Origin of the sequence: Streptomyces sp. GbtcB7 (genome assembly GCF_019091445.1) — a bacterium.
Classification (GTDB): domain Bacteria; phylum Actinomycetota; class Actinomycetes; order Streptomycetales; family Streptomycetaceae; genus Streptomyces; species Streptomyces mirabilis.
Genome location: NZ_JAGXJM010000065.1, coordinates 16,871 through 39,798, shown reverse-complemented (window position 1 = coordinate 39,798; position 22,928 = coordinate 16,871). Strand labels below are relative to the sequence as shown.

Genomic DNA, 22,928 nt, shown 5'->3' with positions numbered 1-22,928 from the left:
CCGACGACAACGCCGCTGGGGGCACCCCCTGCTCGAAGAGCTTGGGGGAGGGCGTGCCAAGCCCCGCGTCTGCGGCATGATCCGCCGGACAGGCCCTAGCTCGCCGTCCCGCCGGACATCCGCCACCGTGTCGCACCGGGCGTCGGCCCGGTGCGACACGGTGGCATTCCCCCGACAGGACACGGGACACACCGGCGACACTCAATGGGCCTGCCCACCGCTCGGCGGTGGGCAGGCCCATTGAGTGTCGCCCGGCGGACGTCCGGAGTCAGAGGCTCTCGGCCACGACCGGATTGCGCAGGACGCCAATGCCGTCGATCTCGACCTCGACCTCGTCTCCGGGGTGGATCGGCCCGACACCGGAAGGCGTGCCGGTCATGATCGCGTCTCCGGGGAGCAGCGTCAGGTAGCGGCTGAGGTAGCTGACGATGTCGGGAACGGCGAGCAGCAGGTCGGCAGTGCTCGCCGACTGCATGACGGTGCCGTTCACACGGGTCGTCAGCGACAGTCCCGAGGGGTCGACTTCGGTCGCGATGACCGGCCCGAGGGGAGCGAAAGTGTCCTGCCCCTTGCCGATCAGAAGCGTTCCGAATGCGCTTTCCTTACGCTGGACGATGCGGTCGCTCACATCATTGCCGCACGTATAGCCGAGGATGTACTCATGGGCCTCGGAGGGCTTCACATGGCGGGCTTCCTTTCCGATGACGACGACCAACTCGCCTTCGAAATGAATCAGTTCACCATCCGCCGGATAGATGATGGCGTCATCCGGCCCAATCGCCGCCGTGCTCGGCTTCATGAAGCACACGGGAACTTCCGGAACCTCGCGGTCGGTCTCGTCGATGTGCGAGGCGTAGTTGTAGGCGAACCCGAAGATCCGGGGTCGCTCGAGCGGCGGGAGAATGACTACGTCGCCGACTTCGTCGAGATGCCCCGTAGGGGACAGTCCGGTGAAGGGATCACCATCGAATCTCGCGATCCTGGCGCCATGGGCTTCCAGTTCTCCGTAGTGACGCACGCCGCCGACGGCATACCTGACGATCCGCACGGAAACCTCCGCAACTAGGCAGCCGCGGGCGGCTGCACGGCCCATCCAGCAGTGCTAACGTTAGCATAAGGGGGATGATCAACCTGCCACCCTCACTTTGCCGACCACGGAGCGCGACGAGAGTGCTATCGTTGGCATACGGAAGGTGACGACAACGGGACAATCAGCTCGAGGGGGCCCTTACGTGATCACGACCAGGGACATCGCCGAACGCCTCGGAATCTCCGTCTCGACGGTCGGCCGGGCGCTCTCCGACGATCCCCGCATCAGCGAGGAGACCAAGTTCCGGGTCCGCCAGGCCGCTTCCGAGATGGGGTACGTCGGCAACCGCGCGGCACGGATGATGCGCGGCGCCTCCAGCAATGTGGTCGCGCTGGTGATCCCGGACATCCGCAACAGCTTCTACTCGACCATCGCGCACGAGCTGTCCAAGAACATGGAGGCCGAGGGCTTCCAGCTGATGCTTTCGGAGACCGACGACGACCGGATGGTGGAGCTGCGCCACCTGCGGGAGCTGTCCGCGAACCGCGTGGCGGGCGTCATCATCGTGCCCACGGCCCGCCCGCACAGCGAGTCGGCCAAGCTGCTGAAGGCGGTCCCACATCTGCAGTTGCTGCGCCGCCACCCGTCGCTCGGTTCCCAGTGGTTCGGCGTGGACGACCACGAGGCACTGCGCCGGGCCACGGCCCACCTGGTGGCTCTGGGCCACACTCGCGTCGCTTATCTGGGCGGACCCGAGGAACTGCCCACGGGCGCGGAGCGTCTGCGCGGCTTCCGCAGCGCCCTGAGCGAAGGCGGCCTGCCGGACGATGCCGGGCGCACGGAGCTGGGGCCGCCGTCGTCCGTGGACCACGGCCGCCAGGCGGTGCGCCGGCTGCTGAAGGGCCCGGACGCACCCACCGCGCTCGTGCTGGGATCGATCCAGCTCACCCTGGGGGTTCTGGAGGAATTGTCCGAGCAGGGCGTGAAGGTGCCCGGGGAACTGTCCGTTGTCGGGTTCGGGGACGAGCCAGGGTTTTCGTGGTGGGGTCCCGGGCTCACCACGATCGGTCTGCCGATCCAGGAGATGGCCACCGGCTGCGCGCTGTGGCTGATGCGCCGACTCAAGACCAAGCCGGGCAACGACGGCCCGTACACGTCGGTCTCCCCCGGATCGCTGGTTCTGCGCGGCAGCACGGCGCCTCCTGACGTACACACTCCGTCCGGGTCCGTCTGAGCCAGGGGCGACCTCACCTGCAGACGCGGAGAGGCGTCCGGAGCACATCGCTCCGGACGCCTTCGCACATGCGGCACCAGGTCAGTACGTTCCGCCGCGCAGCCGCCGCATGACGCCGGCGGTGCGTGCGAGTTCGTCGAGCACCTGCTCGGCGGCGGCCTCGTGAATCTTGCCGGGCCGGAAATCGCCGTCCTCGACGAGTTCGTTGACGAACGGAATGCTCACGGTCGGACCGATCGGCAGCATCCCGAGGTTCGCCACGACCTGCTTGCCCATCTGCACCGCCCGGGTGCCCGCCGAGACGCCTCCGTAGCTGACGAACCCGGCCGGCTTGTGCCGCCACTCCACGACGAGGTAGTCCCACGCGTTCTTCAACGGGGCGGGGAAGCCGCCGTTGTATTCCGGGGTGATGAAGACGAACGCGTCCGACGCGTCGACGATCCGGCTCCATTCGAAGGTGTGGCTCTTCGTGTACTGCTGCAGGGCGGGCGGATGCGGCTCGTCGAAGAAGGGGAGAGCGAGTTCGTACAGGTCGACGGTGTGCGACTCGAACTGGTCGTACTCCGCGGCCCGTACGGTGAACCAGTCCGCGACGGATCGGCCCACACGTCCAGGGCGAGTGCTGGCCACAACGGTGGTGAGGGTCATGGGCGCCGCAGGGGGCTGGGGTGTCATGTCGGGCTCGCTTTCCTGTCGGCCGGGGATCCGGCCCGGCGGACCCGCGCCGCCTGTGCTGTCCGTCCGTCCAGGAGAGCGCGGGTCCACCGGAGTTCTTGCTGGAGCACCATGGTTGTGCGAACGATAGCATTGACGTCACGGCGAGGTAAGGGGGCGCACACAAACGGCGAGACCATGGGACCGCCGTGCAGCGCGCCCCTTGACAGAATCCCCGCCACTTTGCACGATTGCGCTATCGTTAGCACTACAAGAGCCGCAGTGGACGAGCAACCCTCGTCAATCTCCTTTTCGCTCGTGCCCAGCGCCGCCGCGCCGATTCAGGTGCCGCCCCGCGGGGGCCGTCCGCGCCCGTTCGTCAGCGAGGACCTTTTCCGTACGCCTCGGGCTGCGGGGACGCCCACCGATGACAGGTACGGGCATCTTTCATCGCCTCGATCGTCCGAACTCCGAAAGGTTGCACCGCAATGACAGACGCGCGGATCGCCAAGCTCTACGGCCGCAGGGTGTGGGACTCACGCGGTCGGCCGACCGTAGAGGTCGAGGTCCACCTCACGGACGGCGCGACCGGGCGGGCCATCGCACCGGCGGGGGCCTCGACGGGCCAGGGCGAGGCGCTCGACCTGCGCGACGGCGGCAGCCGCTTCGGCGGACTCGACGTCCGACGTGCGGTGGGCTCGGTGAACCAGGAGATCTCGCCCGCCCTCCTGGACCGCGACGCGACCGATCAGGAAGCCGTCGACCGGCTTCTGGTGGACCTCGACGGAACTCCCGACCGCAGCCGTCTCGGCGGCAACGCGATCGTGGCCACGTCCATGGCCGTCCTGCACGCCGCCGCCGCATCGGCGGGCGTACCCCTGTGGCAGCACCTGGCGGGCGGACGGCCGGTTCGCATCCCGCTGCCGGAGATCCAGATCTTCGGCGGCGGCGCCCACGCGGACCGCCGCGTCGACGTCCAGGACTTCATGGTGGTCTGCCCCGCGGCGCGGAGCTTCTCCGAGTCCCTGGACTGGACGGCGGAGATCTACCGGGCCGCCGGCAGTCTGATGCGGAAGGCGGGCAAGGCGCAGGGGGTCGCCGACGAAGGCGGCTTCTGGCCGGCGTTCGACTCCAACGAGGAGGCACTGGAGACGCTGACCCTGGCCATCGAGAGCGCGGGCTTCGCGCCCTCGTCCCAGGTCGGCGTCTCGCTGGACGTCGCGGCATCGCAGTTCGGCAGCGGCGGGCGGTACACGCTGGCCTTGGACGACCGCACCCTGGACACCGCTGCGCTGATCGACATGCTGGGCAGCTGGATCGAGCAGTATCCGATCCTGTCCGTCGAGGACCCGGTGGGCGAGGACGACCACGAGGGCATGCTGGAGTTCACCCGGCGCTACGGCCACCGCTGCCAGGTGATCGGAGACGACTACCTGGTCACGAACGCCAAGCGGGTCGAGGCCGCGGCCACCAGCGGAGCGGCGAACGCCGTCCTCGTCAAACCGAACCAGGCCGGAACGGTCACGGAGGCGTTCCAGGCCCTGCTGGCCGGAAAGGAAGCCGGTTTCGGCACGATCGTCTCGGCCCGTTCCGGGGAGACCGAGGACATCACCATCGCCCATCTGAGCGTCGGCTGGGACGCGGGCCAGCTGAAGGTGGGCTCGTTCACCCGCTCCGAGCGCATGGCCAAATGGAACGAGGTTCTGCGCATCGAGGAGTCCCTCGGCGAATCCGCGGAATTCAGCGGATGGTCCGCATTCACATTCGCCGAGGCCGAGCCCTCGACGACCGAGCCGTAAAACGGCCCCAAAGTAATACAGTCATCGAAATCCAGAGCCGATCCGAGCACGGAGACCAGCATGCTGCCACCCGTCAATCTGCGCCCGAGTTTCAACATCACCCGCTCCAGTCACGTTCGCCTCACGGTCGCGGATCTGGCCGAGAGCCGGAACTTCTACGTCAACGTGCTGGGGCTGGTCGTCAGCGACGAGGACGAGCGCACCTGCTACCTGCGCGGCCTGGCCGAAGCCTGCCACCACAGCCTCGTCCTGGAGCTGGACGAAGAGGGCGCGGGCACGTGCAGGAGGGTCGGCTACCGGGTCTTCTTCGACGAGGACCTCGACATCGCGTACAACTGGTTCCGTGAACGGGAACTGCCCGCCGAATGGGTCGACGTCCCGTACCAGGGCCGCACCCTGCACGTCAGCGACCCGATCGGCACGCCGCTCGAACTCTGCGCGCACATGGAGACCCGGCCGAGGCTGCACATCAACTTCGAGCTCTACAAGGGTGCCCACGCGCAGCGGCTGGACCATTACCAGATCTTCGCGCCCGACACCTACGAGCTGTGCGCGTTCTACAGCGAACTCGGCTTCCGCAACTCGGAGTACCTGGAGCACGGCGACAAGCTGCTGGGTGCGTTCATGTACCGCAAGGGCACCTGCCTCGACCTCGCGATCATCGAGAACACCGGGCCCGCCCTGCACCACTTCGCCTACACCGTCTCCGAGAGCCATGACATCTTCACCGCCTGCGACTGGGCGGGCATCCTCGGCTACGGCGACGGCGTGGAGCGGGGCCCCGGACGTCACGGTCCGGGCGGGATGCTCTTCGCCTACCTCCGCGACCCCGACGGGCACCGGGTGGAGGTCTTCAACAGCCACTACCAGACGATCGACACCGAGGTCGAACCGGTGCGCTGGGACGCGGGATCGCTGAGCACCAACGCCCGCTGGGGCCTCCCGGCCCTGGAGAAGTGGTACTTCGAGGCGTCGCCCTTCGTCGGCGCGCCGCAGATCCCGCCGGCCGAGCCACCGAAGCCGATGTCGCTCGAGCGGTTCCTGCTCGAGCAGTCCGCTCCCTGACCTTTTCGCCCTTACGTCACCCGAGGAGACGCCATGGCACGAGTCCCCTACCTGCGCCGCGAGGAAGCGGACGAGTCACAGAAGCCCCTGTACGACCGGCTGGAAGCCGAGCGCAAGGTACCGACGGCGAACATCTTCCTCGCCCTGACCAACGCGCCGACCCAGCTGGACGGCTTCCTGACCTACGCCAACTCGCTACGAGCCGCCGACCTCAGCCCCAAGCTGCGTGAACTGGCGATTCTGACCGTGGGGTACGCGACCCGGTCCGCGTACGAGATCGCGCACCACCAGTCGCACGGGCTCAAGGCCGGGCTCACCGAGGAGCAGCTCACGGCGGTGGCCGACTTCGAGTCGTCCGACCTGTTCGACGGGACGGAGAAGGCGGTGATGCGCCTCGCCAAGGAGTCCACGCTGCTGGTAGACGTCTCGGAGGAGACGTGGCGTGCCGCCGCCGACCACCTGACTGACAAACAGATGGTCGAACTGTCGTTGTCCATCGCCTGGTACAACTCCGGCGTCCGCATCATGGGGCTGCTGGACATCGACCTCGAGGACGATTACCCGAACCCTTTCCCGAATTCGTAGGACTCGGCGCCGTAAGGCCCGTCAATACGTGAGACGTGATTACCGAGCCGCCGGTCCGCCGCCTCGGTCGCCGAAAAGAATGTCTCCGTCCCCGATCGTCGGGACGGAGCAGTTTCAAGGAGTATTTCAATGGCGAAAATGCTCGCTGCACGACTGCACGCGCTCGGTGAGCCGATGTCCGTGGACACGATCGACGTGCCCACCCCGAGGCCGACCGACGTGCTGGTGCGGGTCAAGGCGTGCGGGATCGTGCCGAACATGGCCAACGTGATCAACAACTGGCCGACCTGGTTCCCGCACCAGCCGTTGCCGAAGTTCCCCGCCATCTTCGGCCTGGACGCCTCGGGCGTGGTCGAACAGGTCGGCGAGGCGGTACTCAACACCAAGCCCGGTGACCGGGTGTACGTCAACCCCCTTCGTTCCTGTGGAAGTTGCCAGGTATGCCGGGGCGGTGAACTGAGCCGGTGCCGCTACTTCACGCTGAACGGCTACTTCAGTACCTCCCGTGACGGCCAGCGGATCTTCGACCTCTACCCCTACGGCGGTTTCGCGGAGTACATGACCGCACCGCAGTACTCGATCGTCAACATCCCGGAGAACATGACGTTCGAGCAGGCCGGCAAGCTGGGCTACATCGGCACGTCCTACGGGGCCCTCAAGAACGCCACGGCAGGCCCCGGCCAGGTCGCGCTCATCGACGGGATCACGGGAACCCTCGGTGTCGCGTCGACCGTGCTCGCGCTCGCCTCCGGCGCCTCCCGGATCCTCGGGACCGGCCGCAACGAGGAGCTCCTCAAGCGCGTCAAGGAACTGGACCCGGAGCGCGTCGAGGTCTTCCGGCTGGGTGACGGCTCCACTGGTGAGTGGGCGAAGTCCCGCACCGGCGGCGAGGGCGCGGACTACGTGATCAGCGCCCTGGGCGCCAAGGCCCCGGTGGAGACGATGCTCGACTCGATGCAGGGCGTCCGCCGGGGCGGCAAGGTGGTCAATGTCGGCGGCGTGGCGGACCGGCTGCCCGTGGACGTGAAGTGGCTCATGGACGAGCAGGTCCAGCTGATCGGCTCCAACTGGTTCAGCACCGCGCAGGGGCAGGAACTCGCCGACATGGTGGCCACGGGCGCCCTGGATCTGTCCTACCTGCAGGCCAAGCCGTTCCCTCTGTCCCGGGTCAACGAAGCGATCTCGGGACTCGAGGACCGCGACGGCGGATTCAGCAACTACGTCGTCATCCCCTGAACCGCAGGTCCCAAGGCGCGGATCCGGGCGTCCCTGCTCGTTCGGACGCTCCTTGGGTCGGCGGTACCCCGCACGCCCATACTCACCCCGCGGCAACCCTGTCCTGCCCTGACACCGCCGCGGGGTGTTCTTCCCACAGGCCGTGCACACGGCCTGTGCTCTCGCCGGCAGAGGCCCGGCAGAACGGAGGAGCCGGTGGAACTACGCTGGCTGGAATCGTTCGTCACCGTCGCGGAGGAACTCCACTTCGCGAAGGCGGCGGACCGTCTGCACCTTGCTCCGTCTGCACTCAGCGCCCAGGTCAGGGCGCTGGAGTCACACCTGGGCGTGCGGCTGATCGACCGTGGACGACGCACCCGCCCGGCACTGACCGGCGCCGGGCAACTGTTCCTCGAAGAGGCACGGCTGACCCTCGCCCAGGCCGCCCGCGCCGAGGCCGTGGGCCGACGCGCAGGCCGCGGGGAACTGGGGCACGCCGAGATCGCCTACGTGGCCTCAGCCGCCTTCTCCGGGGTACTGACCGAAGTCCTCACCAGGTGCGCGGCCTCAGGCACCCAACTCAGCGTGCAGGTACGCGAGTTGGAGACGCCGGCCCAGTTGGAGGCCCTCGCCTGCGGGGACATCGACGTCGGCTTCCTGCGCTGGCGGCCGGAGTACCCGCCCGGGGTCACGGCCACCTGCCTGCTCACCGAGGAGGTCGTTCTGGCGCTGCCGGAAGGCGCCCCACTGGCGGCGTACGAGGCGGTGCCGGCGGCGGAGCTGCGGCACGAGCGGTTCGTGGCCCCGCACTTCGACGAGGAGTACGGCTGCCGCGACCAGATCCTGGAGGTGGCCGAGCAGGGCGGCTTCAGCCCGCAGTGCGCTCCTCCGGTACGGGACTTCATCGCCGCTCTCACCCTGGTGGGCGGCGGTCTCGCCGTGGCCCTGGTTCCGGGTTCGCTGCGCCGCGTACAGATACCGGGTGTCGCCTACCGCCCGCTGGCGGACGTACCGCTGACCACCCGACTGGTGGGCGCGTACCGCAGGGGCGAGACCTCGCCCGCGGTTCGCGGCGTGATCCGCCGTCTGCGGGAGGCTGCTGCCGCCACGGTCGCCGTCGGCTGAAGGCACGGTGCCCCGGCAGCGCCGTCAGGCCCGTCCGGGCGTGACGTCCCTTGATGCCCCCGACCGCCTCCTCGTGCTCTCCTCTCCGGCCCGGGACCCGACCTGGTCGTGATCAGCGTGACTCTGCGCGGCACGGCCGGTCAACGACGAACCGACGCATGTTTGTGCGCGGAATACGCACTGTCTGAGCAGGTCCGAGGGGTTGTACCCGGCCTAGGCTCAACGCGGCACCACAGACCGTGGCGGCGTCGATCGACCGCCCCGGGCGGAGGGACACGTGGAGGAACACATGACATCGATCAAGCACGTGGGAGTCGTCGGCGCCGGGCAGATGGGCCGGGGCATCACCGAGGTCTGCGCCCGGGCCGGGCTGCACGTCACGTTGTGCGACGTGACCGAGGACAGGGCCCGTGCCGGACTGGCGGGCGTGGCGGACTCCCTGCTCAAGGCGGAGAAGCGCGGAACCATCGCCCCGGAAGACCGCGCACATGCCCTGGCCGGGGTGTCGGTCACCGCCGATCTCGCCCGGCTGTCCGGTGCGGACCTGGTCATCGAGGCCGCCGTCGAGGACGAGCCGGCCAAGACGGCGCTGTTCCGGCAGTTGGACGAGGTGGTCGCCGACCCGGCCACCGTACTGGCCAGCAACACCTCCTCGATCCCCATCGCCCGGCTCGCGGCCGCGACCCGACGGCCGGAGGCGGTGATCGGGTTGCACTTCTTCAACCCGGTCCCCGTCATGCCACTGGTCGAGGTGATCCCCTCGTTGCACACCTCGAAGGCCACGGAACTGCGCGTGGGTGCCTTCGCGGGCGAGATCCTGGGCAAGAAGACGGTCGTGGCGCAGGACCGCGCGGGCTTCGTCGTCAACTCCCTCCTGGTTCCCTACCTGTTGGCAGCGGTGCGGATGGTCAGCTCCGGCACGGCCACGGCGGAGGACATCGACACGGGCATGACCGCCGGTTGCGCCCACCCCATGGGCCCGCTGCGCCTCGCCGACCTCATCGGCCTGGACACCGTGGCGGCGATAGGCGAGGCGCTGTACGAGGAGTACCGGGAACCGCTGTACGCCCCTCCCCCGCTGCTGCGCCGCATGGTCGAGTCGGGCCTGCTGGGCCGTAAGTCGGGACAGGGGTTCTTCAGCTACCAGGCGGCCTGAGGGCCCGCAGCCACAGCGGTGTCTCGCGCATCCGGGCACCATACGTCCGCCGTCGTCACCGCCATCGCCGGCGGCCTGGGGGCCGGGAACGGCGGGGGCCGCAGCATCCAGGTGCACAGGGCAGCCGTCGCCAGGGCGAGCAGGACCAGGGCGTTTCCGTCCCGTTCGCGGGTCGCTGCGTGGGCCCCCGCGCGTACCGCGGCGGGTCAGTGGGTGAGCGACTCGGGGTGCGCAGACGCGCTTGCGTCAAATCGGCCGTGTCAGGTCGGCCAGGCGCAGGTCGGCGCGGCGGAAGCCGGCGCCGTCGGCATCGGCCTTGCGCAGGTTCGCCTCGCGCGGGTCGGCCTCGGTGAAGCCGGTCTCGCGCAGATCCGCGGCTGTGCGACGCGTCCGACGAGCCGGTCGCCTGACGTCATCGACGGGCCGCACGCGCCTCCCAGAGGCTCATGCCGCCAGCCGCCTTGAAGACGTGGCCGAAGTCGGCCGGGAAACCCGGTAGCGGTGGGCGGCCGCGATCCCCTCGGGGCTCAGCCCGGGGTCGGCGAGCCGCTACTCCATGCAAACAGGGATGCGCCGGGTGAGACGTGGTGGGACGCGGCGCTGACCCGTCGGCCGAGCCAGTGGTCGCGCAGCGGGTCCACGCCAGGATGCAGCGCGTGGAAGGGCTCAACGAACGGCAGCGGATCGGCTCCCGAGCGGCAGGTGGGCCTACACAGCCCTCGGGTTGCGGCAGGGGATCTTGGACACGCGAAGGTCCGAGACCGACGATCGAATCCGTAGCCGATCCCGCGTCAGCCACACGTGGCCACGCTGTGGAAGCAGGGACACGGACGCCACTGCCGACTTCCCCACCGACTTCATCACCGAGACCAGCCCCTGGGTCTTCGGCGAGGCGTCCGCGAGGCTGGACGGGAAGCCGTGAGGTACCGCCGACTCTGGCGGCTCGACCACGCCCTGATCGTGTGTCCGTGGACCGCGCGCCGTGATGGTCCGGCTCACCAGCGCGTGTTTTTGAACTCTGCCCATGAGATCTGTCCAGCTCGATGATGCGGGTTGTGGCGTCCGGCGAGGCGTGTCGGAGGTTCGGAGGTACGGCCGGGAGTGTGGTGATCCGCTTCCGCCGACCATGGCGACGGAAGCAGTGTTCTGCTCGGGTCGGCGCAGGTCACGGCGATGGCGGAGGCTTCAGCGGACCCGGCAGCGGTGATCGCGATTCAGCAAGGGCAACCAGGTGGAATGCCTGGTTTGTGGCGGCCTCGACAGTGAGAGTCGAGCGGTCGTGATCGGCCCGGGCTGGCTAGTCGGTTACTTCGGCGAGCGCCTTGATGCCGTGCAAGGTGGCTTCCATGTTCGTGCGGAGCTCCGCGAGCCGGAAGGCCACGATCTTCTCCTCCCGCTCCGGTGTGCGCTCTATCGCCAGGCTGACCCCGGAGCGACCCGGTCCCATCCGGGCGAACTGCCGCAGCCTCGTGCCGGTCCCCTCGGGCTCGAGCTCGAAGCGCCACGTGGCCAGGGGCTTCGCAGGGTCCGGGACGGGGTCACCGTACCGGCCGTCAGGATCAACGACCGCCCAGCCGAACACCCGCTGCTCCTCCAGCTGGACGACGTGCGAGACGGTCCACCACTCGCCGACCATCCGATGGCGGTTGCACCCCGCGAAACACGCCCCCATCGCGGGCCCCTCCGCGCCGTCGAGCCATTCCACACGCTGCAGCTCAGGGCTCAGACGGGCCGGCAGACCGATGTCCGTCACCAGGCCCCACACCCGCGAGGGATCCGCCTCGATGTAAACGTCACAGGAGACCCTCGGCCCCTCGGCATACCGCACGGTGTTCCTCTCTCATGGCCCGGACTGGACGGTCCGGGCCATGAGACCGGCGTCCATCTCAGAGTTGCTGCGGGTCAGCGCGCGCGGCAGGCGTCAGTGACGGCCGGCAGGGCCGACCCCTCAACTGTCCGTGCGGCGGGCGGCCACTTCCTGCGTGAGCTGGGGAGCCACCGCGAACAGGTCGCCCACCACGCCGTAGTCGGCGAGGTCGAGGATCGGCGCCTCCGGGTCCTTGTTGACCGCGACGATCGTCTTGGAGGTCTGCATCCCAGCGAGGTGCTGGATGGCCCCGGAGATGCCCAGGGCGATGTACAGCTGGGGGGATACGGTCTTTCCGGTCTGCCCGACCTGGAACTGGTGCGGGTAGTAACCGGCGTCCACTGCTGCGCGCGAGGCGCCCACCGCACCTCCCAGAGCGTCGGCCAGTTCCTCCACCACCTCGAAGCCGTCCGCCCCTCCGACACCGCGGCCTCCGGAGACGACGACGGTCGCCTCGGCGAGCCCGGGTCGGTCGCCCGCGGGTGCGGCGCCCCGGGCAGTGATACGGGCGGACGCCGCAGGGTCGACCGCCGGCAGGGCGAGCGTCCACTCCACGACCTCCCCGGGGTGCTCCTCCGCCTCGAAGGCCCCCGGGCGCACGGTGATCACCGGTATGCCATGGGTGACCTGGGAGCGCACGGTGTACGACCCCCCGAAGACGATCTGAGTGACCACACCGGAGGAGTCCAGGTCGACCGCGTCGATCAGCAGCCCGGCGTCCAGCCGCGCGGCGAGACGCGCGGCCACCTCCCTGCCGTCCGTCGTCGCGGAGACCAGAACGGCGGCGGCAGCGGCTTCCTGGACCGCGAGCTCCAGGGCGTCGACAGCGGGCGTGACGAGAAACTCGGCCGCTTCGGTGGATTCCGCCACGTGGACACTTGTGGCGCCGTGGCGGGCGAGGGATTCCCTGAGACGCGCCGCAGTGCCGGGGGTTCCCACGACGACGGCGACCGGGTCCCCCAGCCGCCGTGCGGCGGCCAGGAGTTCGTACGTGGATGTGTTGACACGTTCCCCGTCGTGGTCGACGAGTACGAGGACATCGGGCATGGGGTGCCTGTTTCTTGGTCGGGCGGTTCAGAGCAGCTTCTGGGCGATCAGGTACGCGGCGAGGTGCCGGCCGGCCGAGCCGTCGTCCGTGAGGCGGGTTCCGACGGCTCGTGGGGGACGCGGGACGGCCTCCACCACACGGGTGCGGGTCGCGAGGAACCCAGCGTCGTCCGCGTCGGGGAACAGGTCGTCGAGGTCGACCGTGGCCACCGGCTTCTTCTTGGCCGCCATGATCCCCTTGAACGAGGGGTAGCGCGGCTCGTTGATCTTCTCGGTGACGCTGACCAGCGCCGGCAGCGGTGCGTCCAGCGTCGCCTCACCGTTCTCGGTCTCGCGCTCGGCGCGCACCCTCCCCGCGTGAACGTCCAGCGTCCGCACATGGGTCAGCTGCGGCAGGGCGAGCAGGTCCGCGACGACGGCGGGGACCGCGCTCGCCTGACCGTCGGTGGTCGCGTTGCCCGCCAGTACCAGATCGACGTCCTCCACGGTGCGCACGGCGGCCGCCAGGACCTTCGCGGTGGTCAGCACGTCGGCGCCGTGGAGCCTGTCGTCGCAGATGTGGATACCCCGGTCGCCGCCCATCGCCAGGACCTTGCGGATGGCGTCGAGCGCGGAGTCGGGTCCCATGGAGACGACGGTGACGTGGGCGTCTGCCGTCTCCTTCAGCCTCAGGGCCTCTTCGGCGGCGTGCTCGTTGATCTCGTCCAGGACGAGTTCGGCGTCCTCGCGGTCGAGGGTGTGGTCGGTCTGGGACAGGGCGCGTTCGGCACCGGTGTCCGGGACCTGCTTGACGAGTACGACGATATTCACGGGTGTCTTCCTTCAGCCTTCGGTGATCAGCGGAACGCCGCCTGGCCGGTGATCGCCTGGCCGACGACCAGCGTGTGCATCTCGCTGGTGCCTTCGTAGGTGAGGACCGACTCCAGGTTGTTGGCGTGGCGCAGCGGGGAGTACTCCAGGGAGATGCCGTTGGCCCCCAGGACGGTGCGGCACTCCCGCGCGATGGCGATCGCTTCCCGGACGTTGTTGAGCTTGCCGACGCTGATCTGCTCGGGCCTGATGCGGTGCTGGTCCTTGAGCCGGCCCAGGTGGACGGCGAGCAGTGCCGCACTCCCCACGGACACGGTCATGTCGGCGAGCTTCTTCTGGGTGAGCTGGAAGGCGCTGATCGGCTTGTCGAACTGCACGCGGGAGTCGGCGTACTCGATGGCCGCCTGCAGCGAGTCGCGGGCCGCGCCGACCGCGCCGAACAGGATGCCGAAGCGCGCCTCGTTCAGGCAGGACAGCGGTCCGCGCAGGCCCTCCGCGAGCGGGAGCCGCGCCGAGTCGGGCAGCCTTACGTTGTCGAAGTACAGCTCCGAGGTGATGGACGCGCGCAGGGACATCTTCTGCTTGATGTCCTGCGTGGTGAAGCCGGGCGTCCCACGGGGGACGAGAAAGCCGCGGACACCGTCCTCGGTCTGTGCCCAGACGGTGGCCACATCGGCGATGCCGCCGTTGGTGATCCACATCTTGGAGCCGTTCAGGATCCAGTCTCCCCCACTCTCGGCTCCGCTCGAGCGGGAGGTGCCCCCACCGTCCCGAACGGCCCTGGTGCGCATGCCGGAGGGGTTGCTGCCGAAGTCGGGCTCGGTCAGACCGAAGCAGCCGATCGCCTCACCGGCGGCGAGCCGGGGCAGCCACTCCTGCTTCTGCTCCTCCGAGCCCCACTTCCAGATGGAGAACATCGACAGCGAGCCCTGCACGGAGACGAAGCTGCGGAAGCCGGAGTCCGCCGCCTCCAGCTCCATGCAGGCGAGGCCGTAGCTGACCGCGTTCGTCCCGGCGCAGCCGTACCCGTCGAGGTGCATGCCGAGAACGCCCAGCTTGCCGAGTTCCGGGGCGAGTTCGCGGGCGAAGTGCGCGTTCTCGAACCACTCGCCGATGTGCGGACGGACCCGGTCGGCGAGGAACTTGGCGACGGTGGCCTGGATCTCGCGTTCCTCGTCGGTGAGGGTGGAGGAGAGGTCGAGCAGGTCGAGAGGGTCCTTCATCGGCTTGCGGCTCATCGTGGGCTCCTGGTGGTTGCGGTGGTCGGTTCGGTCGTGGTGCCTGCGCCGGGAACGGTCATGTGACCGTCCCTTTCGGCGCGGAGGCGTGGTCGGACAAGCGCTGGAGAATCTCCGCGGTGTGCTGGCCCAGGCGGGGCGGCGGCAGGCGGTACTGCGCGGGTGTCCCGTTCAGCGCGATGGGGTTCGCGACCTGTCGGAAGGGCCTGTCCTCTGCTCCGTCGGCGGGTGCGGCGGGGATGTCGACGATGCCGGGAAGGCCGAGCTTCTGGGCGAAGGCGAAGGCTTCGTCGAGGGTGTTGACCGGTCCGGTGGGCACCCCCGCGGCCAGCAGGACGGCCGACCAGTGGTCTGCGCCGGCCGCGCTCAGTCGCTCGGTCAGGATGTCCCGCAGTTCGGCGCGGTGGGCGACCCGGTCGGCATTGGTGCGGAAGCGGTCGTCGAGAGCGAGACCGGGATCCCCGAGGTGGTCGGCGAGCGCCGCGAACTGCCGGTCGTTGCCCACCGCGATCGCGATCGGACGATCGGCGGCCCGGAAGGTCTCGTACGGGGCGATGCTCGGGTGCGCGTTGCCCAGGCGGCCCGGAACCACACCGGCGACGGCGAACGCCGACGCCTGGTTGACCATGGCCGACAGCAGTGAACCGAGCAGGTTCACCTCCACACGCTGCCCCTCCCCGGTGGCGTCCCGGTGCCGGAGAGCCGCAAGGATGCCGAGCGCGGCGTGCAGGCCGGTGATCACATCGACCAGGGCCACGCCCGCCTTCACCGGCTCCCCGCCCGTGTCCCCGGTCACGCTCATCAGACCGCCGACGGCCTGCACGAGCAGGTCGTATCCGGGGATCGCCGCGCCCGCACCGCTGCCGAAACCGCTGATCGAGCAGTAGATCAACCCCGGGTGCCGGGCACGGAGTTCGCGAGGGCCGAGCCCCAGCCGCTCCATCGCGCCTGGACGGAAGTTCTCCACCAGCACGTCGGACTCTGCGACCAGGGCACGGGCCTGTTCGAGGCCGGCCTCGGTCGTGAGGTCCAGGACGACGGACCTCTTGTTCCGGTTGACGCTCAGGAAATAGGTCGACGTGCCGTCGTGGTCCGTCGGAGGGTGCCAGGCCCTGGTGTCGTCCCCGATGCCCGGCCGCTCGACCTTCACCACGTCGGCGCCGAGGTCGGCAAGGAGCATCGTGGCATAGGGCCCCGCGAGAACCCGCGAGAAGTCGGCAATGCGCAGACCGTCCAGCGCGCCGCGCCCCGCCCCGTCGAGAACGCCGGCCCATCCGTCCGACGTGTTGTTCTGGGCGCTCACGCACCCTCCTCTCTGATCGTCCCGCCTACCCGAACCTGGCTCCGTCCGAGCCGTTTCGTCACCACCAGCGCTCCATAGGCGATGCCGAGTGGGTGAGTTCGACGACGGGAAGGCCCTGACCAAGAGGGGCAACGGCCCGTACCGCACTCACCCTCGCCCCGACCGCGACCGCGACCGGCGCCGTCCCGGTGACCTGGCAGACCAGAGTGAATCCCTCCTCCATCGCGACGAACCAGGTGTTGTGCGGGGCGGGGCCGTTGCGGCGGACGATGACCCCGGCGCCCGTGCTGCGCTCCCGTTTGAAGGCCGTGGACCCGCAAGCGCGGCAGAACGAGCGGCGGTAGGCCGGAGTGCCGCACCAGAGGCAGCGCTGGAAGAGCAGTTCGCCGCCGACCGCCGATGCGGCCGGTCCGGCGGGCGCGGTAGTGGCGGCGGTAGCCGCTTCGTGGTCTTCCCGGAACTCGATGTGTTCACGGGTGTCTGTCTGCAGCATCACGGCCTCCTGCACGCAGTTCGGTGACCGGAAACGGGTGATCGGAATCCGATATGTCTCCACCACCCTGGCCCTGCCGCGGATCGCCGGTCAACGATGAACTGACGCATCTTTGTGCGCGGAATGCGTTCCATTCGCCGAGGTCAGAACTGGTTTCCCAGCGCTACTCTCACTTTGGAGCGCTGGTTACGAGCGGGCCCTGTCGGTGCTCAGGGCTGGACGTCGCCGTACGTCGGTGCCGTGACCCCCGCTCGCCGAGGTCTTCGAGGGTCGAGCCTGCCCCGCGAGGATCGGAGGTTGAGCGGAACCCCATGTGCCGTACGAGGTCGGCAGTGCGATCCGGATCGATGATGTTCCGTCGCGTCGTGTAGGCGATCAAGGTTCCGGAACGCTCGGGTGTCCGCCCCGGGGCGTGCACCCACTGGCCGTGACTGCTCCCTGAGCAATGAGCAGGCCACCGCAACTCTCCCTGATGAACGGACAGTTCAACCAATGGAGTGCACGATGACCTTGGCCCGGTCTCACCTGATGCGGCTGCCGGACCCGCTACGTGCGGGTGACGGAGCTGAGACGATCAGGGCACAGTGCGAGCGCATCCTGCAGGAACTCGTCGATGCCGAGGCCACCGCCCGGATCGGCGCAACGCGGGGCGAGGCGTCGCTGTCCTCTACCTGAGGCTGTTGTCCTCCCAGTACGTCTCGGGTGACCTCCTCGGCGTCACGTAGCCCGTGATCAGCAAGCCGTCAACGAGACCTGGTTGCTGCTGGACGAAGTCGGCCATGGCGTCACCCCGGCCACCCTCCGCTTCGCTCGCGCCAGGGACGGTCTACGCCGTCACCAGCCTGACCGCCGAGCAGACCGCACTGATCCTGTCGCTCAAGACCACTGGAAGATCGAGGCCCTGCACCACGTCCGCGACACCACCTTCGCCGCCTCGCACGCCACAGCCTCGGATGATCCGCTCGTACAGCGCACGCGACGGGGTACGGGACTCGTCAGGAACCACTGCGCGCCACGGAGGGGAATCCTCCGATGCAGCCGCCAGAAAACGATCACCCTGAGGTGCAGACCGGGCCGAGCCTGACACTCTCCGCTCCGCGGGCCGGGCCGCCGCCGGTCACCGGTCCGGCATCCGCAGCGACCGGCCGCTGCCATGGAGGGAGTGCACTGCCGGCGCGCATCCCCGGGTGGGCCGGTCGATACGAACGCAGATGCGGTGAGGTATACCCTCGGATCAGGGGGAGCAGGTCCCTGGAGCGGCAATGGGAGACGAGGGAAATCTCGCGAGATCACCGAGCCCGGTGACGGCTCTCAGCACCGAGGACCGGCTGCTCGCCGCGACGCTACAGCAGGCGGTGAAAGAACTACAGGCCACGGCCGGTACCGCGATGGTCCCGCTCGAGGACGGGCAGACGCTGGCCAACGTCGTCGCGGTGGGCGGCCCACTGTCGATCTTCACCGTAGCGGACTACCACCCGATGAATGACGATCGATACACCGGAGCCGTCGCCTACCGCACCGGCCGCCAGTGCGTACGCGTTCTGAGTGAGACCCCCAGCGGTGTCCGCCCGGCCATGCCATTCCCGTATGCAATAGTCGCCACGCCGTTGGTCGGTGACGACGGGCGATCATTCGGGGTTATTGTACTCATCTGGGCCGATCCTGTCGGATGGGCGGCGGTCCCTGCCAGGGTGCAACGCCGCTGCAAGAGCCTGACAGAGGAACTCGCCCGTAGTCTGCAGCGGCGGGGCGGCCTGCCCCCGCGAAGCCTCTGCCACTCGGCACCAAGATTCATCCTGGCCCTGCCTGCGGGACAGGACGCTCTGCTTGAGTCGGTGAGTCTGTCGCTTGTCTACCAGATCAGCCGACTCGCCGCCCAGCTCAGCCAGGCTCCGAGCCTTCGGGACGTCGTCGAGACGGCAATCGCACGGATCATGGAGCCCTTCGGAGCTCAGTGCCTCGCCATCTCGGTCATCGATGAAGGACGACCACGACTGCTCGGCTACAGCGGATCCAGTCCTGCGCTCGCGATGCGACTCACCAGGGCCTCGACGGGCACGCTGGAAGAGGAGACGGCCATCGACAAGTCGCCGTTCGTGGACCGGCCCCTGTTCTTCAAGGCCGTGGAAACGGACGGACCGATATCGTCCTACTGCCTGCTCCCCTTGGCCATCGGCGACCATGACGCAGGCACCCTCGCCCTCGGCTTCGACCACCGGCGCGACTTCCGAGCGGACGAGCGGGCCGCCCTGGCCGCGGTGGCGCAGCTGCTGGCCCAGTCCATCGGGCGGGCCCGGCAGTTCGAGACCGAACGCCGACTGGCTCAGGAACTGCAGCAGGGCCTCCTGCCCGCTGCCCTCCCGCATTACGGCGAAGTGGACATCGCCACCCGCTACGTCACACCGACGATCGGTACCGCCGGCGGCGACTGGTACGACGTGCTCAACCTGCCTGATGGCACCATCGGCCTGGTCATCGGCGACGTCGAGGGACACACCCGCCGCGCGGCCGCGATCATGGGCCAGATCCGCAGTGTGATCCGTGCCTACACCGCGGAAGGGCACCGCCCGGCAGACGTGCTGACCCGCACCAATCGGCTACTCGCCGACCTCGGCACCGACTTGCTGGCCACGTGCTGCTGCGTGTGGCTGGACCCAGAAGCCGAGACCGCCGAGATATCCTCCGCCGGACACCCGGTACCGCTGCTGGGCCACCCCGGCCAGCGCTTCACGGCACCTGAACTTCCCCAGGGGATACCGCTGGGCGTCCGACCTGACACCTGCTATGGGTCCGGACAGATCCCGCTCCCGGAGGGAACCATCCTGGTGCTGTACACAGACGGGCTGGTGCACTCCCACTCGGTGCAACTCGACGATGGCATCGCAGCCCTGCACGAGCGCCTGGCGGCACCCGACGACCTGCGGCTGGAGGTATTGGCTGACCGCCTCCTCGAGATCACCGGCACCGACGACCGGCGAGACGACGACGCCGCGGTGCTGATCGCGCAGTTCCTGGGACTCCGTGCCGGCCGACGCCACCGGGTAGGACGGACGTTCGTCCAGCGTCACGATCTGCGCGCTGTCGGCGACGTCCGCAAGTTTCTGCGTAAGCAGGCAACGATGTGGAACTGGGAAGCCGTCTCGTCGGATCTCGAGCTGGCCGTCACCGAACTGGTCACCAACGCACTGGTGCACGCCGACAGCGAAGTCGAGGTCCGGCTGCGCGAGTACGCCGACCGGCTGCGCGTAGACGTACGCGACTCCGATCCGCGGCCTCCACTGCCGACACCCGTGCTCGCCTCTGGTGAGGCCGACACCGAATCGGAACACGGCCGGGGACTGCTCATCGTCGATGCCCTGGCCTCATCATGGGGCAACTCTCCCAGCGGGCGTGGCAAGTCGGTCTGGTTCGAGCTGACCAGGCCGCCAGCATCCGAACGGGACGAATCCCGGCGCGGCAGCGGGGAGGCCGGGCCGGCGACACGTACGGAGCGAAGTAGACGATCGAGCCGGCGGGCGTAGGGCACGTGCTCAAGCTCCGCCTGCTCCCGATGGGCCGACACCAGTGTCCGAGTACGCCATGGCCGCAAGCATCCTGGATTCAACCAGCCCGGGCCACGAGTGGTGCGGGGCGAAGGCGCTGGTGTACGCACTGCACGAGGTGACGGCGGGGGCACCGGTCGGCGAGGGCGACACACAGGGGTGGTGGGCGGCTGGCCGGCTCCGGAAGCCGCAACCTGTTCCCCCTCCTACGGTGCTGGGCTGCTGAGCCGGGGCATGAGCGGGCGACTGCCGCCTTCACGCCCGGGTGATCGCTTGTCTCCGATGATCCGGAAGTCCGGCTCCGGCCATCACGGACAACCATTGGATCTTCGGACGCAGAAAGGCGAAGCACGGGCGGTGGTGCCCGTCAGCCAAGAGACCGGCCAAGGCATGGCAACCAACGAGGTGCTGGAGAGGGTCTGCTGAGCCATGCATGTGGCCGAGATTCTTCTGCCTCCGGCGCACGCGGTCGCCTCGGGCCTCGCGTCCGCGCCGTTCGTCGTCCAAGGGAGTCCGCTCCCCCACCCGTGAGGTCTGGGAGCATCCCGAGAGCACCCTGCTGCTCGGCTCCTCGGGGCCTTCGCCTTCGTCCTGTCCGCGCTGAAACTGTTCTCGGTGACCGTTCTTCGGCGCGTTCGTCGCCAGCCTGCCCACTACAGCGTCACCAGCGTGCAGTTGGCGCTCGCGTTCCCCGACCCGAGCAGCGAACTTATGGGCGCGCTCGGCAAGTTCGGCTCCATCTTCGCCGTGACCCAGATCCCCCTCACGGCGAGCGAGTAGCTCCTGACGGTGCTGGTGAAGCCGCTCCTGGTTCAGTCGAGCAAGGTCGAACTGACGTGGCTCGGCGTGCTCGTGGTCGGCAATCAGCCTCAGGCCGGGTCGGAGGGAGTCGCTCCGATGAACCGGATCGCGAAGATCAACGCTCTGCTGCTGTTCGTCGCCGCCGCGCTCGCCGAGGCGGCGACCTCGATCACCGAGACCGTGCCGGACTGAGCGCCGTGATTCTCACCCCTGTACGAACCACCGCCCAGAGAGATCGAGTCGGCACTGCTCTCTCCAGGCCCTCCTGGGCGCAGGCGTCCTCACCTGCTAGTTCCGCCTGTACCAAGGACGGAGCCAGGGTGAGCTGCGGGCCCCAGCGGCACCCGCTAGATGCGCCACAGCCGGCGGCCGGGCACGCCCGCTGAGCCCAGCAGCACGGCGCGCGCCGTTACCAGCGCTCCCTCGGCGTCCCGCAGTTCGCGTTCACGACCCCGCTGTCCGACCTTCTGCCCCGCCAGGTGACGGCCGGCGCCGGCCGTGGACGTCGCCCTGGTGACGTACCCACTGGGCTGTGTCCGTCCGGCTTGTGGTCGCCATAGAGCCTGAGCGTTTCCCGTTGCTCAACTCAAGCCTGACGTACGGGGACGAGCCGGTGCTCACAGGCGTAGCCCTCCAGCAGCGAGCGCAACTGTCGGCGCCCCCGGTGCAGCCGGGACAGCACCGTGCCGACGGGAGTCCGCATGATGTCGGCGATCTCCCGAACGGTGAAGCCCTCTACGTCGAAGAGGTACACGACGATCCGGAAGTTCTCGGGGATGGCCTGCAGTGCCGCTTTGACGTCCGCGTCGGGCAGGTGGTCGAGCGCCTCGGATTCGGCCGTACGCATGCCCGTGGACATGTGCGCCTCGGCACGGGCCAGCTGCCAGTCCTCCCCCCCCGCCGTGCCGTCGTACTGCGGCCGCCGCAGCCGGCTGCGGCGGGAGTTGAGGAAGGTGGTCGTGAGGATGCGGTACAGCCATGCTTTGAGGTTCGTGCCCTCACGGAACTGGTGGAACGAGGTGTAGGCCCTGGCGTAAGTCTCCTGGACGAGGTCTTCGGCGTCGGCCGGATGGTCGGTCATGCGCAGGGCGGCCGAGTAGAGCCGGTCGAGAAACATCAGGGCCGGTTCGAAGCGGGCCTGGAGCTCCGCCTCGGACTGCGTCGCGTGCTGCCGTCCGCTACCGGGACCGCCGAGCACGTCGCTGACGGTCAACGGCCGGTCGTCGTCACCAGTGCGTTCCGTCGTCGTCCTGTTCGCCACGGGATCGACCGCCGTGCCCTGGGCGACTGCGGAGTGGGGTTGTGTTGTGGTCATGGTGCCTCCTCAGAGATGCGGCGACGGCCTGTCTTCAGCCGTCGATCAAGGGAGCTCTCGTCGGCGGCTCATCTGCGCGTCTTCGCGAGCAGGCGGCCGCACCGGAGGATTTACGGTCCCCTGTGATCGAGCGGCAGCTGCGTGACGTGTCCGGCCGACTCGAGACACGCAGGTACGTCGTGCAGGGCGATGACGACGGTGGTGTCGGGCAGGTTCTTCAGGATGCCGAGTACGTGTCGGGCGGTTCGGTCGTCCAGGCCCGTGGTCGGTTCGTCGACGATCAGGACGTGCGGGTGGCGGGCCAGGGCCCGGCCCAGGTAGACGCGGCGGAGCTCACCACCTGAGAGCTGCCTCCCGCCGGGGCCGACGGAAGTTCTGGCGGCCAGTCCGCTGTCGTTCAGCCACAGTTCGGCGAGGCGTTCGTCGATCCCGTCGTCGGTCAAGGCGGCGTCGGCGAGGCGCCAGTTGGATCCGAGTGTGCCGCTGAAGAGGTAGTCGTCGGCGGCGACGGCCACGACGGCAGGCCGGCCCTCGCGGCCTTCGGTTGCTTGCCGCAGCGACGAGGCGAGGGCTCGGGGCAGGGTGCTCTTGCCACTGCCGGAGCGGCCGGTGGCGACGGGCGGCGCGCCCCGGGCGACGGTGGCACCCA

Annotated in this window: 20 protein-coding genes and 2 pseudogenes; 11 read left to right on the top strand and 11 right to left on the bottom strand. The window is 68.9% G+C overall.

Annotated elements, in window-relative coordinates:
• Positions 1-268 precede the first annotated feature (268 nt).
• Positions 269-1,048 (bottom strand): fumarylacetoacetate hydrolase family protein, encoded by a 780-nt coding sequence (locus KVT44_RS52400; protein WP_217575857.1) that lies wholly within the window; start codon positions 1,046-1,048, stop codon positions 269-271.
• Positions 1,049-1,232: 184 nt separating this feature from the next.
• Between KVT44_RS52400 and KVT44_RS52395 the strand changes: the two genes are divergently transcribed.
• The gene (locus KVT44_RS52395; protein WP_308314385.1) at positions 1,233-2,264 is read left to right on the top strand and encodes a LacI family DNA-binding transcriptional regulator; all 1,032 of its coding nucleotides are present in this window, start codon (positions 1,233-1,235) and stop codon (positions 2,262-2,264) included.
• An 81-nt stretch (positions 2,265-2,345) separates the two neighbouring features.
• Here KVT44_RS52395 and KVT44_RS52390 read toward each other — a convergent pair whose 3' ends face one another.
• A complete protein-coding gene (locus KVT44_RS52390) occupies positions 2,346-2,912 on the bottom strand; it encodes an NADPH-dependent FMN reductase (protein ID WP_254651091.1) in 567 nt (188 codons plus the stop codon).
• Between the two features lie 494 nt (positions 2,913-3,406).
• Between KVT44_RS52390 and eno the strand changes: the two genes are divergently transcribed.
• From eno to KVT44_RS52360, 6 genes are all read left to right on the top strand, one after another.
• Complete coding sequence (gene eno / locus KVT44_RS52385; RefSeq protein ID WP_217575853.1) at positions 3,407-4,717, top strand: phosphopyruvate hydratase; 1,311 nt, start codon at positions 3,407-3,409, stop codon at positions 4,715-4,717.
• A 60-nt stretch (positions 4,718-4,777) separates the two neighbouring features.
• Positions 4,778-5,782: a VOC family protein gene (locus KVT44_RS52380; protein WP_217575851.1), complete on the top strand. Its 1,005-nt coding sequence runs from the start codon at positions 4,778-4,780 to the stop codon at positions 5,780-5,782.
• Between the two features lie 33 nt (positions 5,783-5,815).
• Complete coding sequence (locus tag KVT44_RS52375; protein ID WP_217575849.1) at positions 5,816-6,367, top strand: carboxymuconolactone decarboxylase family protein; 552 nt, start codon at positions 5,816-5,818, stop codon at positions 6,365-6,367.
• Between the two features lie 129 nt (positions 6,368-6,496).
• Entirely contained in the window at positions 6,497-7,603 is a 1,107-nt protein-coding gene (locus KVT44_RS52370) for an alcohol dehydrogenase catalytic domain-containing protein (RefSeq protein ID WP_217575848.1), read from the top strand.
• Between the two features lie 195 nt (positions 7,604-7,798).
• Positions 7,799-8,707: a LysR substrate-binding domain-containing protein gene (locus KVT44_RS52365; protein ID WP_217575847.1), complete on the top strand. Its 909-nt coding sequence runs from the start codon at positions 7,799-7,801 to the stop codon at positions 8,705-8,707.
• A 289-nt stretch (positions 8,708-8,996) separates the two neighbouring features.
• A complete protein-coding gene (locus KVT44_RS52360; protein WP_217575846.1) occupies positions 8,997-9,863 on the top strand; it encodes a 3-hydroxybutyryl-CoA dehydrogenase in 867 nt (288 codons plus the stop codon).
• Positions 9,864-10,109: 246 nt separating this feature from the next.
• Here KVT44_RS52360 and KVT44_RS60900 read toward each other — a convergent pair whose 3' ends face one another.
• From KVT44_RS60900 to KVT44_RS52325, 7 genes are all read right to left on the bottom strand, one after another.
• Positions 10,110-10,292 carry a pentapeptide repeat-containing protein gene (locus tag KVT44_RS60900; RefSeq protein ID WP_308314384.1) on the bottom strand — a complete coding sequence of 61 codons (183 nt, stop codon included), beginning with the start codon at positions 10,290-10,292 and terminating at the stop codon, positions 10,110-10,112.
• Between the two features lie 868 nt (positions 10,293-11,160).
• A complete protein-coding gene (locus tag KVT44_RS52350; protein ID WP_217575844.1) occupies positions 11,161-11,691 on the bottom strand; it encodes an SRPBCC family protein in 531 nt (176 codons plus the stop codon).
• A gap of 120 nt (positions 11,692-11,811) precedes the next feature.
• A complete protein-coding gene (locus tag KVT44_RS52345; protein ID WP_217575843.1) occupies positions 11,812-12,777 on the bottom strand; it encodes an electron transfer flavoprotein subunit alpha/FixB family protein in 966 nt (321 codons plus the stop codon).
• Positions 12,778-12,804: 27 nt separating this feature from the next.
• Positions 12,805-13,587: an electron transfer flavoprotein subunit beta/FixA family protein gene (locus tag KVT44_RS52340; protein ID WP_217575841.1), complete on the bottom strand. Its 783-nt coding sequence runs from the start codon at positions 13,585-13,587 to the stop codon at positions 12,805-12,807.
• Positions 13,588-13,613: 26 nt separating this feature from the next.
• A complete protein-coding gene (locus KVT44_RS52335; protein ID WP_217575839.1) occupies positions 13,614-14,825 on the bottom strand; it encodes an acyl-CoA dehydrogenase family protein in 1,212 nt (403 codons plus the stop codon).
• Between the two features lie 58 nt (positions 14,826-14,883).
• Positions 14,884-16,128: a CoA transferase gene (locus KVT44_RS52330; protein ID WP_308314383.1), complete on the bottom strand. Its 1,245-nt coding sequence runs from the start codon at positions 16,126-16,128 to the stop codon at positions 14,884-14,886.
• 58 nt (positions 16,129-16,186) lie between these two features.
• The gene (locus KVT44_RS52325; RefSeq protein WP_217575837.1) at positions 16,187-16,621 is read right to left on the bottom strand and encodes a Zn-ribbon domain-containing OB-fold protein; all 435 of its coding nucleotides are present in this window, start codon (positions 16,619-16,621) and stop codon (positions 16,187-16,189) included.
• A gap of 504 nt (positions 16,622-17,125) precedes the next feature.
• On the opposite strand from KVT44_RS52325, the gene KVT44_RS52320 reads away from it, so the two are divergent.
• The 4 genes and pseudogenes from KVT44_RS52320 to KVT44_RS59485 form a co-directional block, all read left to right on the top strand.
• The gene (locus KVT44_RS52320; RefSeq protein ID WP_217575835.1) at positions 17,126-17,296 is read left to right on the top strand and encodes a transposase; all 171 of its coding nucleotides are present in this window, start codon (positions 17,126-17,128) and stop codon (positions 17,294-17,296) included.
• A 587-nt stretch (positions 17,297-17,883) separates the two neighbouring features.
• Positions 17,884-20,142 carry a SpoIIE family protein phosphatase gene (locus tag KVT44_RS52315; protein ID WP_217575833.1) on the top strand — a complete coding sequence of 753 codons (2,259 nt, stop codon included), beginning with the start codon at positions 17,884-17,886 and terminating at the stop codon, positions 20,140-20,142.
• Between the two features lie 450 nt (positions 20,143-20,592).
• Positions 20,593-21,048 (top strand): annotated as a pseudogene (locus KVT44_RS52310) (cobalamin biosynthesis protein CbiM); the annotation flags it as partial.
• Between the two features lie 335 nt (positions 21,049-21,383).
• A pseudogene (locus tag KVT44_RS59485) lies at positions 21,384-21,492 on the top strand (cobalt ECF transporter T component CbiQ); the annotation flags it as partial.
• Positions 21,493-21,550: 58 nt separating this feature from the next.
• On the opposite strand, the gene KVT44_RS52305 reads toward KVT44_RS59485, so the two are convergent.
• Together KVT44_RS52305 and KVT44_RS52300 are read right to left on the bottom strand one after the other, a co-directional pair.
• Entirely contained in the window at positions 21,551-22,279 is a 729-nt protein-coding gene (locus KVT44_RS52305; protein WP_217575831.1) for a sigma-70 family RNA polymerase sigma factor, read from the bottom strand.
• Between the two features lie 110 nt (positions 22,280-22,389).
• Positions 22,390-22,928, bottom strand: a 539-nt coding sequence (locus tag KVT44_RS52300; protein WP_217575829.1) for an ATP-binding cassette domain-containing protein, incomplete at its 5' end; no start/stop codon positions are given.